Raw genomic sequence first — 12213 nt, 5'->3', positions numbered from 1 at the left:
TCCATTCTGAGGGTGCGTCCCTAACGATCGACGCAGCCCCCCGTTCCAAGGTATTCGTACTTAAGCTGGGTGCATTTCTATGGTATAAAAATCTGCTCATCCATTATTCTATCGGCTTTTCGTGGGCTTTTCTGGCTCTTGAGTAAGGGCTTATCTAAAAGAAAGGTTTCAGTCTAATTCAATGATTTGGTTGCCTAGGAGCAGTTAAGCGATGGAACTGTTGGGAATCCTATCGATGATTGTTGGGATTCCTAGCATGATCATGCTGCAGGAGAAAGAACGGCCTGAGCATCCTATCCTTGAGTACAGCGACTAGAGGTTGGATGGAAGATGTACTTGATGGTGTTCGTAAAAACTGGAGCTGCTCACATTACCTGCGTCCCATGAACGTTATGGGTGTCGCCCATGCTTAGTAGAGATATCGTATTGTCATTCATGTGAAACAGAAAGAAGGACATTCCATGAATTCATTTTATTTGTCTGGTACATTCAGTCTCGGCATCTTCGTGAGCAATGTGTATCCCACAGGCATTATTGTGAGTGATATGATGGATTTGAGTCGCTCGCAACCACTCTGATGCATGGCCTGGAAAATTCTAGAACCGTTCATATGAGAGAGCACGGTTTTTCTAACATACAATGGGACAGTCACCACGAACACACTCCAACCATTCCGGCGTCAATTTCTTCGAAAATTTCCCTTTATTGAAGTCACTCAGGCACGACCAGTAAGTTTTAAGCGATTTTTGGCAAACCAGGCGTAAGCCTTAATCAAGAGTTTATCAAACGGCGAGAACCTGCTCAGCCGTGTGAGACAACCTAACCCAATGGCTTCCCACATCCTTCTAAACACCTCCACCCCGGTAATCGTTGTTCCATTTGCCCAACGGGCATGAATCACCTGTCCCAAATCACAGGTCTTTAGACCGTGCTCTTGTTCGCGATAGGACGAGGTGGAGAAATCAATGAACCGAAGCCGTTTCTTTCGGTTCAACCATTTGATCAGATCGATTTCTCGACGGCAGATTGGGCACTCACCATCAAAGTAGACGGTGAATGGGTAGGGTGGAGGAACCTGTAAAAAAGTTTTCTCATCTGGTCGAATGGCAAGTATGGGGGGGGAATGCTCGCGGGAAGACTGCTTACTCATGGTCTCGTTTAAATCCTAAAAGAGGTCCGCCTTTAAAAATACGAAATAGATAATATAACGAGGGAAATAAGAGCAGAGCGCCAACAAACAAAGCCAGGAGCATAAACTGGAGAGTAATTGTTGGGGAAGCAGAATTGTATATGGTCAGGTGGGGTGGCACTAAATACGGAAATTGTGCGATGCCCCATGCCCAAATGCTCAATGTGACCTGAACAATGGCGCAGGTGCGTGCCCACCAATAACGCCGGGTATACAGAAACCACACAGCAGCAAAGGTGAATAGGATCGTCCCTAGAATGATCGTGACTCCCCATGTATTGCTGATGAGATTACCCCATAAATACGGAGCATATGATTGACCTAAAAAGAACACGATTTCGCCGATCACACCTGCAAGCATGGCGGCGGTGATGGCACGTTTTCGAAATTTGTCCTGAAGAGTGACATCCTGGGTCTCGAGAATGAGATAGACGGCTGCGAGATACGCAAATAACACTAATGTCAAGAGTCCTATGGCTAACGGAAATGGCTGGATCCAATTCGATACGTATCCTGCAAAAAAATTATCTGGGCTCAGGGGGAAATGCCCCATCGTAATGCTACCCATGGTGATACCTAGAAGTAAGGGGCTAATTAAGCTAGATATCGCAAACAATTGATCCCACCGCACATGCAGTTCATCATCTTGAATATCGTAATGTCGAAACGCATACGCCGAGCCTCGGAGTACAATACCAATGACTAACAAGGTCAAAGGAATGTGAAGCGTCACGGAAATGCGAGCATAGGCGGTTGGAAATGCTGTGAACAATATGGTGACAATAAGAATCAGCCAGACGTGATTCGCTTCCCAAACAGGACCGATGGCTTCGCCGATCAATTTGTGCTGTTCACCACGAGTAGGCCCGCGAGCGAGAAGATGCCACACTCCGGCTCCATAGTCAGCGCCTCCCAGCAAGGCGTAGAACGTCAGTGAAATAAGAAGCGCAATGGCAAGTGTGGCTTCAAGATCAATCATGCGAGTTGAGTCTTTTCAGAACGTGGTTTCATCTCATATTCTCCAGGAGTCGCTGAAACATGGCGGAGCATGAGCCAGGTGACGATAAAGGCCAGAAAGACATACAGCGCAGCAAAAAAGATCAGTGGTATGTTGAGGCCTGGCATAGGAGTCACCGCTTCTGCTGTTTTCAAATAACCCACTACGACCCAGGGTTGCCGCCCGACTTCTGTTGTGACCCATCCAATTTCGGTTGCGATAAATCCTAGGGGAGTTGCTAATACCATGGCTTTTAAGAAGAGTTTCGATTGAAACGTATTTCCTTTTATGAAGAAGAGCCACGCTGCCCAGAGGGCAAGAAACATCATAGTAAAGCCAATCATGACCATCATTTGAAACGCCGTTCTGACAATCATAATGGGCGGCCAATGTTTTTTAGGAAAATCCGTGAAACCTTGGATCTCACCCTGGGGATCGAAATGGACCATCAGACTGAGAAGATAGGGGATTTCTAAGATATAATCGAATGCCTCTTTTTCAGAGTTCCATATGCCTCCTATGCGGAAGGGGGCTCCCCGTTGGGTGTGCACCTGACCCTCAAAGACAGCCAACTTTAACGGTTGAAGTTCTGCCACGCGTTTAGCAAGAAGGTCTCCACTTAGAGGCTGAAGAATTGCGCTTACACAACCTACGGCCAACGCAATACTAAAGGCGTGTTGATGAAAGGGATGATCAGGATGGCGGAGTAACAGAAAGGCATGAATGCCAGCGACGGCAAATCCCGCAGCAGCAAAGGCCGCTAAAATCATATGCGGGGCTTGCAAAAGACCAGAAGGATTCAACAGTGCGGCGATGGGATCGATATTCGATGGGACTCCATCGACCAGAGTAAATCCTCTGGGGGTATTCATCCACCCATTGGCCATCACGACGACCACTCCCGAGAGGATTCCGCTGAGTGCGACAACGATGCCCGCTGCCAGATGCACGCGTGGGTTGACCTTTTGCCATCCGTATAAATAGATACCGAGAAAGATGGCTTCCGTAAAAAACGCAAAACCCTCAATGGAAAATGCCAGTCCAATCATCGGACCAGCCCATTCCATGAACTTCGGCCAGAGTAGTCCTAGTTGAAAGGACAAGACTGTTCCAGATACGGCCCCGACGGCAAAGAAGATGGCGGTTCCCTTCGCCCATCGTTTAGCAATAGTCAGATACACCTCCTGGCTGGTTTTTAACCACCGCCATTCTGCAATGACCATGAGCAGGGGCATGGCCATGCCCACCACTGCAAAGATGATGTGAAATCCCAGGGACATCGCCATGAGAGTCCGTGCTGCAAGTAAATTATCCATATCAGTACCGGGTGCGAGGTCCAATAAAAAGTTCGCCTGCGCTAAGACGTCTTATCTCGGTATCGACGCGGAGCTTGTGGCATTCAATCGGCGTGGGAGGGTTGCATACGATTCGTGCAATTCGTTTAATTCTCCCCGCGTCTCTCTTCTAAATCGAACATCGCTACTCATGAATAAATAAGTCCAGTTTGTCTCATATATAGACAAGAACGCACATTAGGGCTCTGTTGGACTGAGCGTTTTGAGGTAGGCGTGGACATCAGCAATCTTTTGGAAACTCAAACGTCCCTCCCAAGCCGGCATGTTTGCACGTCCCTTTAACAAAGTCTTCCAAAATTGATCGTCGTTGTGAAGAATAGGATTCTGTTCTAATGTTGGGCCATAGTCGCCCTGTGCAAAGTCGCCGTGACAAGCCTTGCAGTTTTTCTTGTAGACATCATGACCACGGTCCGCCATACCATCGGGATAGTCAAAAGGTTGAAAATCTTGGATTGAAGCCACTTGAGTCTGTTGAGATTGCTGCTTTCCTTCAATTTGTGGATCTTTTTCGATCAAGGGTTTACCTGTTTCTTTTACTTCGTTGTCTTTGACTTCTAACCGGGTCAACATTCCACGAGGATATTTTTCATCATCGGTCACATGCGGCAGTATATGACAATGCAATAACCATGTCCCCAAATGTTTGGCGACAAACTCCACGACCTTGATTTCTGCCGGGCCGATTGAGACCACTCCATTGGGATTATTCCATCCTGGCCGCTCAAGCGTGCCGGGATTGACTTCGCTCCACGTATGACCATGCAGGTGAGGTGTATGGAATTCGAAACCGACATTGGCCAGAACGAGTCGAACGCGTTCACCGACCTTAGCCTTCAGTGGAGCATCGCTCGGTGCAGAGTGACTGTTGATGGTATGCGTCTCGTACGTGCTATCCCCATCCGTATCCCACTCGTCCCAAAAGGTGACGAGTTCACGATCTACTTGAGGCCAAGAAGGGTCCTCAACGATAAACAGCCCATACATTCCGTGGTCAAGGTGGTTAGCCGTGTCGAAATGGCAGTGATATAAATAAAAGCCGGGCTCTTTCGCCACCCATTCATAGGTATACGATTCACCAGGCATCTGGAGTTGCTCGCGTCCCATATCTCGCTGGCCGTTTCCATCCATATTAAAAGGATGGACACCATGAAAATGCATGGTGTGTGGGAGGTGGTGGGTGTTGGTGAAGTGGACCTTGACCAAATCACCTTTGTGTACGCGAATAACGGGGCCAGGAACGGAAGGCTTTTCACCTTTAAGGACATAGGCCCAAACCGATACCTCTTTCTTGGGATCTTCTAAAAGGGTGATGGTCGTTTCTTGCACAGTTATAGAGAATACTTTAACGGGTCTGTCTTGTGCGAAAAGGGTATGGATAAGGACTTCAGGAGAAATCATTAACAGTGTTATCACGACAATGAAAACGCCACCAAACTCTCCGAAATATCTTTTCACCGTGCCCTCCCGTTGATGTCATCAGTGCCTATCTCATCCTATCACGTGAGAAGGAATTGGAGCACGCCGGTTTTTTGGTTTAGTAAGCAACATCTGAACATCACTAATAACGCGCTCCATAAATCCTCCTTCACAATAACAAAAATAGAATTCCCACATCCGAAAAAATTCCTCGGAGTAGCCCAGCGCATGAATTTGTTCTCTATGATTATAGAGGTTATCTCGCCAAGCTTGCAGGGTCGTGGCGTAATATTGGCCAATATCTTCTAAATGGTACAGACGCATGTCAGTTGCGCGGGTGATGGCATGCGTCATGGCTGTCACCGAGGGTATGCAACTTCCCGGAAAGATATACCGTTGGATGAAATCGACTGAGCGTTTAGCTGCCTCATACCGTTGGTCTGCAATGGTGATGGATTGTAGCAGCATCATGCCTTCATCCTTTAACAGCTTACTGCATTGAGCAAAATACGATTCGAAATATTGGTGCCCAACTGCCTCGATCATTTCCAGGGAGACCAGTTTATCGTATTGGCCGGTGAGGTCACGGTAATCGGAGACCAACACGGTGATCCGATCGCTCAATCCAGCCGCAGCAACGCGCTGACAGACCAAGTCATATTGTTGTTGAGATATTGTCGTGGTTGTCACATGACAACCATAATGAGCGGCCGCATATAAGGCGAACCCGCCCCACCCAGACCCTATTTCGAGAAGATAATCCGTGGGTTTCAGCTCAAGTTTTTCGCAGATGAGCTTGAGGCGTGCCATTTGAGCTTCATGCAAACTCATCGTAGGGTCGGTGAATATTGCACTGGAGTACATCAAGCTTTTATCCAAAAAAAGGGCAAAGAAATCATTGCCCACATCATAGTGAGCTGAGATGTTCCGTCGACTCCCTTTTGTAGTGTTCCGGTTCAATCGGTGGAGAAGATTTTGGAAGGGAAGGGTTAACCAGGCGAACCCACCATCCATTCCATCGAGAAGCTGACGGTTTAACAAGAAGATTCGAACCAGGGCCGTCAGATCATTGGCTTGCCAATAACCCCGTATGTAGGCGTCTCCTGCCCCAATAGATCCTCCAAACACGACCTCCGAATAAAACTGCGGATTGTTAACGGTGAGCCTGACGCTCATCGGGCATCGCGAGGTCGACTGGCCAAACCGGGTCTCTGTTGTGCCATCACCAAGAATGATTTCGCCAACAGTGATGTGTCGAAGACGACGCTCAAGAGCCTGTTTGGCGAATGTGTCCAGAAATCTTGGTTTGGGGTAACTCTCGGCAGGTATGGTTGATTCAAGAAAGAGAGGTTTAGTGGTCATAGGATGTTTGCCGATCGGCTCCTCCATTGGTCTTATGCTTGGGTATTGAAGGATGCGTATAAAAAGGGGTGCGTTTAAGAAAGAGTTTCAGTGCCTGCCAATAGATTGCGCTCATAACTTTCAATGGCATCAAGGGATAACGCGTCAGTGCACGGGCGCAGTTAAAGCTGTTAATTAACTGGTGTTCTAATGTCAGGGTGGCATCAAACATGGTCCGCTTCTGGTCCAAATTTCTCATGTGTATCATGAGGCGCTTATTGGGTGTTCCCAAAACCCAGTCATACTGAAGGTTCATGGGCATAAAAGGGGACACATGAAAAGCTTTTTCAAAGCGGAAGTGTAAATCTTTGGATTGAGAAATACTGAGGTTCCGTGGCAAGACATAAGGATGTTTCTCGTTCCAGGGAGTATTGGTAATCTCAGCGACAATCGTTTCAACATGTTCATCTGTGGAGTCAAAGGCGTAATAAAAGCTCACAGGGTTAAACGAGAAACCAAAATGACGGAGGTGCGTCAGCAACCGAATGGGTCCATTATGTGACTGACCGGTTTCGCGCTCTATGTGTTCACGAACAGCAGAATGTAAAGAGACCTTGGGATCACCCAAGTAATCCTTCCTTCGAAACCTGATAGGAGCAGGCCGAGTGGTGGACCAAAGCCATCGACTCTCAAACATCGTGTCTAGCTCTTCAAGGTCGAGATAAGCATAGATTACCGGGTAGGTGAAGGAATGGGCGTTGGGTTCAAATCGCCGATGCCGTACCCGTCCTTCGTACAGACAACTGTGCATAATGTTGTGATCTCCTAAAGTGCTCTAAGGCGTTCAGTGCACTCACGACTCCATCTTCATGAAATCCATATCTCCAGTATGCACCGCAAAAATACGTACGATTGATACCGTTGATTTCAGCCTGCCGCAGCTGTGCCACTATGCTTTTAGTAGTAAAAACCGGATGGTCATAGATCATGCGTTTTAAGATCTTTCTAGGAGAAATTTTCTGATTGTCATTGAGGGTGGCGCAAAATTGAACAGGAGCGTGAATGTTTTGGAGAATATTCAAGTTGTAAGTCATCGCAATTCGGCTTTGCGCGTGAGCTGGGATATGATAGTTCCAGGCTGCCCACGCTCGCCGACGTGTTGGGAGCATCGCTTCGTCTGTGTGTAAGACCGCTTCATTTTGCTGGTAGGTCATGGGCTGCAACACCTCTTTCTCCAACGGCGTAGCATCAGATAGCAATCGAAGCGCCTGGTCGCTATGCGTGGCCAAGAAGATGGAGTCGAATCGCTCAGGAGGCTGGTGTAAGACTTTTACGGTGACATAAGTTCGATTTCGTTTGATGTTTTCTACCGGAGAGTTGGTGCGTATGCGATCGCGAAAGGACGCGGTGAGTTTTCTCACGTATTCTTTCGACCCACCCTGAATGACATGCCAAGCCGGACGATTATCAACACTCAGCATGCCATGATTGTGAAAGAAGCGAATGAAAAACTGCGCTGGCATGACCGACATCTGCGAGGGATCAGCTGACCAAATAGCTGCGCCCATAGGGATCAAATATCGATCGATAAATTCGTCACAATAACGACCCTGAGTCAGATACTGCTCTAACGTTGTTGTCATATCTGGCCGCGAAAGAAACTGTGGCGCTTCTCGATTGAAACGCAGAATATCTCTGATCATTCGATAAAAGGATGGTCGTAATAGATTTCTTCGTTGCGCGAATAATGTGTTCAGCGTCGTTCCATTGTATTCCAGTCCAGAGCGTTCACATCTCACGCTGAAGCTCATCGATGAAGGCTGAACTGAAACATCGAGGTCTGCGAGAAGCTTGGTAAAGTGTGGATAGGTCTTGTAATTGAAGACGATAAACCCACTATCGAGAGCATAGTTCCGCCCATTCCACTCGATGTCATGTGTATGTGTGTGGCCACCGACGTAAGGATTGGCTTCAAAGACTGTGACCTGGTGCTCCCGACTCAAGTGATAGGCAGCGACGTTACCTGCAATGCCGGTTCCCACAATGGCGATTTTCATCAGTCGGTCTTCACCCCTCCTGATCGCACAAAGACGTTTTCCCGATGGCGCTTTCTGACCCAAGGACGAAAGGGGTGCAAGTGGAGAACCACGATGTTTCGTTTCCGTGACATGTAGTTGTCTTCTCTCCCATTATCCACGTGGTACCTCTTTCCACTGTTGTGGAACTTTTCGAATTTGAGAAATGTCGTAGCCTTGTCCTGAAATAATATTGAGTAAGCGTCGATAGTCATCCTCGGCAATGCTCGGAGTTCGGGCCATGATCCAGACATAATCGCGTTCAAGACGACCAATGATGGTCTGGGTATAGTCATCATTGACAAACACGATCCGATAGTCTGCTTTAAAAGGCCAGAGGAACTGCATGCCCCAGATCGCATTGGATTCCTGGTCGACTATGAAACCCGTGGGATGATACGATTTCTCCTCGCCTTCAAAGCTGCCCTCACGAAAGGTAAACGTCGTGGCGATGGTCCCATTATCATTAAGCCGATAAGATTCCACCGCGTTAAAGGCCTCTGTTTCAATGAAGGTTGGAATATTCGCGATCACATACCAATCTCCCATGAATCGATTCAGGTCTACCTGACTGGCTGTCCGAATAGGAGACGGACTGCTACAGCCCCACAGACTGACGAGCAGCCCCAGAACACTAATAGTTATAAGCTTCACGATTAGGCCTCCTTACTGAAGGACATAGATAAGCTTTGAATCATTTTCTGTCGTGGACTGCAAAGAAACCCATTCGCCGTTTGATGCGTACCAAATATCGATAGAAAACTTGTCTGCCTCAACTTCGTAATGAGTGGCGGGTGTAGGCTGAGACCTAACGGAGATCACTTCCTCACCTAACTCTTTCACTCTGATTTGATTCAATTCTCCAGTTTGAGAATTCAGTAGTGATTGGCTCAATAAAAAATCTCGATCCCAATATGCGAAGGTTTTAGTGCATCCACTCACAGTACGGATCCCGTCATGCGTCAAGAGTTTCATCTGATTATCAGTGAACGTCCCTTGAACAAATAGCGACTTACCATTGTCATTGGTTTGAGAGCGAATCATCTGCAAGCATTTGCCATTCCACACTTCGGTGTTGATATGGCGATAGCTATAGGCCGTGATGAACAAGTATTTCACTTCAAAACGAGCATCAATCTCGATCTTGGTGTCCGGTTCATTCGAAGAGACCACAAAATTTTGCTGTCCAATTTCTTCATCCTCCAGAAAAACCTTGAAGCTGTAGGTCTTTTCTGTGTTGGACTGTGCATTGACCAAGGGGCTGAACAGCGTGCAAAGCCCCACAGCGACAACCAAGCTCAAGATTGGAGAAAATATCGTCATACTTGGTCCGCCTGTGTCGAATCTTCCCGATTCTTTGGAAGTCCAGGAATGAACGCGTTCGTGCTTGCGATGTAGTCACGATATGCCGGGCGACGATCGACAATATCTTTTTCGAGCATCGTCACTCCGGAGAATTTCAGCAACAAAAAGGTCAATAGCAGGGGGGATGTTATGGTCCACCATGCACCGGTTGGGATCACGAACAGGAAAAATCCCCACCAGATCAGACATTCCCCAAAGTAGTTGGGGTGGCGTGTATATCGCCATAATCCGCGATTCATGACCTTGCCGTGGTTACCGGGATCCGCCTTGAAACGAGCCAGCTGCCAATCGCTCACTGTTTCAAACACCATTCCAATGGTCCAGAAGGTGAGGCCCACTGTGTCGTAGATGCTACTTTCAAATGGAACGGTCAAAGCAACCCATAAAGGCATGGAGATAATCCAGGCCAGGAACGCTTGAAATAGAAAGATGATCCCCAAGCTTTTATAGGCAAAGTTTGGCTCATACTTTTGACGAATGGCTTGATATCGAGAGTCTTCGGGCTCACCCCAATTTCGCCAGGTGACATACAGAGTCAACCGCAATGCCCAAAGAAGAATGAGAGTCAATATTAGAGAGGAGCGTGACCAGTAAGGCTCTGCGTTGCTCGAATAGATATATGCAGATGTGAAAATCATCATGGACCACATGCTGTCCACGATACTCACATCTCTCTTAAACATGCTGGCAACCCATGTGATTGTGGCAAGGGCCAGAATCGCATAAAGACCTGAAAGATAGATGGAGAAACTCATGTGACTCTCCCTGTCAAGACCGAGGCATATCCATCAAATTTCTCGGACACAATTATCAAAATTGGTGTGATAACGGCCCAACCGACGGCCAAGGCAATCAACGCAGCGCTCTGGTCTCCAAATTCGAGAGCGCCGAGCCGGAAGCCGCCGTAGTAGGCCAATGGACCTCCGATCGCACCGGCTAGAGCGGCAATCAGCCAGCGCCCGCGCAGCCAACGAAGCGAGACATTCAATATGGTGGCGAACAACGCCCACATCAGAACGATCCAATAGGGGGCCGTGTGCGGGATTAGAATGCCAGAGGAGTATTGCAGCCAGTTCAGCCACACAAGCAGGCTATCCCACACGGCCCCGATGACGACGGCAATCAACACCAGTTTCAATTCCGCCTCTCGAGTGTGCGCACGGAACAAGTGAAAGACCACAATGCAGATAGCGACAAGCGCCCCGATCCATGGGCATTGAGTTGCCCCGCTTAACACGCAGGCAAACCATCCAACCTGAAAAAGAAGAAGATTTATGATGGTCTTGCTCATGAACGCCCCAACGTATTTGCATCTGAATTCTCGAAAAGATAATGGCTAACGCACCATTCCCGACCTTGTCGGTAGCCGAAGAGTTCGGCACAGGCCATAAAGAATACTCGCCAGCGCATCCACCAGGTTTGTGCATGCTTTTCGCCGTACGTATCGATAAAGAGAGGCATTAAGGTCTCATGCTGTGCATCCATTCTGGCAAGCCAGGCATTGGCGGTTTTCTCATAATGAGTTCCGTTCCACCTCCAACGACGAACTAGTCTGAGGGGATGATGAAAAGCCACTGGCAGGTCATCGCTCGGCATCATGCCTCCGCTGAAGAAATGCTCACTCATCCAGTCACTGGCATCTCGCACTTCGAAGACATACGGCACGGTTCGATGCGCAAAGATATGCATGAAAAACCGTCCATTCCTCTTGAGCCACTGATGCACTCGGCCAAATAGATACTGCCAGTTCCTCATATGTTCAAACATTTCGACTGAGACCACGCGATCAAATTGTCCGGATTCGATATCAAATTTATTCATGTCGCAGGTGAGGACGCGAACATTGCTCAGCCCTCGCTCACAAGCTTCTGATTCAATGTAGGTTTTTTGTGTGAGAGAGTTTGAAACTGCCGTGATACAGCTGTGAGGAAAGTGCGCGGCCATCCAGAGTGTGAGTGACCCCCACCCACATCCTAACTCCAGAATCGATTGGCCGTCGCGAAGATCAGCGTGCACACTTGTCTCAAGTAGGCTGATTTCCTCGGCTTCTTCTAATGACTCGACTCCCAGTGGCCAATAGGCACTGCTATATTTCAAGTGCGGCCCTAAGACTTTTTGAAAAAATTCGGTGGGGACTTCGTAATGTTGGAAATTGGCTTTTTCTGGATCGAGTGCAACCGATGAGCGAGCCATTGCTTCAATGAAGGCTTTCTTACGAGAGACCAGAGACTGATCATTTCCATTGGAGATTTCCTCCAACCGTTGGCGTACCAGGTGTCTAATGCCTAAACGTATTAGTGGATCTGGAATGACGCCACGATTGGTTAAGGAAAGCGCTAATTGGGTAATGAGTGCCATAGAGCAAAATTTGTAGGTGTTAGTGCACGATCTCAGTATCTTGCGGATTCATGAGTAACTAAACACTTTTTAGTCTCTTTCCAATGTAGCCCCATAAAGTTTTAAGACGCAAAAAAA

Annotated in this window: 12 protein-coding genes; all 12 read right to left on the bottom strand. The window is 47.9% G+C overall.

The window, feature by feature from the left end:
• Positions 1–715: 715 nt before the first annotated feature.
• On the bottom strand, positions 716–1150 hold the full coding sequence (locus tag ACWQXP_RS11035; protein ID WP_454062873.1) for a thiol-disulfide oxidoreductase DCC family protein: 435 nt from the start codon (positions 1148–1150) through the stop codon (positions 716–718).
• A complete protein-coding gene (locus ACWQXP_RS11030; protein ID WP_454062872.1) occupies positions 1143–2168 on the bottom strand; it encodes a cytochrome d ubiquinol oxidase subunit II in 1026 nt (341 codons plus the stop codon). The genes ACWQXP_RS11035 and ACWQXP_RS11030 overlap by 8 nt, the downstream gene beginning before the upstream one ends.
• Positions 2165–3502, bottom strand: a complete 1338-nt coding sequence (locus ACWQXP_RS11025; RefSeq protein WP_454062871.1) for a cytochrome ubiquinol oxidase subunit I — start codon at positions 3500–3502, stop codon at positions 2165–2167. Before ACWQXP_RS11025 ends, ACWQXP_RS11030 begins: the two co-directional genes overlap by 4 nt.
• A gap of 216 nt (positions 3503–3718) precedes the next feature.
• Positions 3719–4996, bottom strand: a complete 1278-nt coding sequence (locus tag ACWQXP_RS11020) for a multicopper oxidase domain-containing protein (RefSeq protein ID WP_454062870.1) — start codon at positions 4994–4996, stop codon at positions 3719–3721.
• 33 nt (positions 4997–5029) lie between these two features.
• Positions 5030–6319, bottom strand: coding sequence for a class I SAM-dependent methyltransferase (locus ACWQXP_RS11015; protein WP_454062869.1), 1290 nt, complete (start codon positions 6317–6319; stop codon positions 5030–5032).
• The gene (locus ACWQXP_RS11010; RefSeq protein WP_454062868.1) at positions 6309–7109 is read right to left on the bottom strand and encodes a DUF1365 domain-containing protein; all 801 of its coding nucleotides are present in this window, start codon (positions 7107–7109) and stop codon (positions 6309–6311) included. The genes ACWQXP_RS11015 and ACWQXP_RS11010 overlap by 11 nt, the downstream gene beginning before the upstream one ends.
• Complete coding sequence (locus ACWQXP_RS11005; protein WP_454062867.1) at positions 7063–8355, bottom strand: NAD(P)/FAD-dependent oxidoreductase; 1293 nt, start codon at positions 8353–8355, stop codon at positions 7063–7065. The genes ACWQXP_RS11010 and ACWQXP_RS11005 overlap by 47 nt, the downstream gene beginning before the upstream one ends.
• A 132-nt stretch (positions 8356–8487) precedes the next feature.
• Complete coding sequence (locus ACWQXP_RS11000) at positions 8488–9030, bottom strand: lipocalin family protein (protein ID WP_454063028.1); 543 nt, start codon at positions 9028–9030, stop codon at positions 8488–8490.
• A gap of 9 nt (positions 9031–9039) precedes the next feature.
• Complete coding sequence (locus tag ACWQXP_RS10995; RefSeq protein ID WP_454062866.1) at positions 9040–9696, bottom strand: DUF6134 family protein; 657 nt, start codon at positions 9694–9696, stop codon at positions 9040–9042.
• Positions 9693–10493: a DUF1295 domain-containing protein gene (locus ACWQXP_RS10990; RefSeq protein ID WP_454062865.1), complete on the bottom strand. Its 801-nt coding sequence runs from the start codon at positions 10491–10493 to the stop codon at positions 9693–9695. The genes ACWQXP_RS10995 and ACWQXP_RS10990 overlap by 4 nt, the downstream gene beginning before the upstream one ends.
• Entirely contained in the window at positions 10490–11029 is a 540-nt protein-coding gene (locus ACWQXP_RS10985; protein WP_454062864.1) for a DUF2878 domain-containing protein, read from the bottom strand. Before ACWQXP_RS10985 ends, ACWQXP_RS10990 begins: the two co-directional genes overlap by 4 nt.
• Entirely contained in the window at positions 11026–12096 is a 1071-nt protein-coding gene (locus ACWQXP_RS10980) for an SAM-dependent methyltransferase (protein ID WP_454062863.1), read from the bottom strand. Before ACWQXP_RS10980 ends, ACWQXP_RS10985 begins: the two co-directional genes overlap by 4 nt.
• Positions 12097–12213: the final 117 nt, after the last annotated feature.

It is taken from the genome of Candidatus Nitrospira salsa, from assembly GCF_965152625.1.
This window is presented reverse-complemented; position numbering and strand designations above follow the sequence as displayed.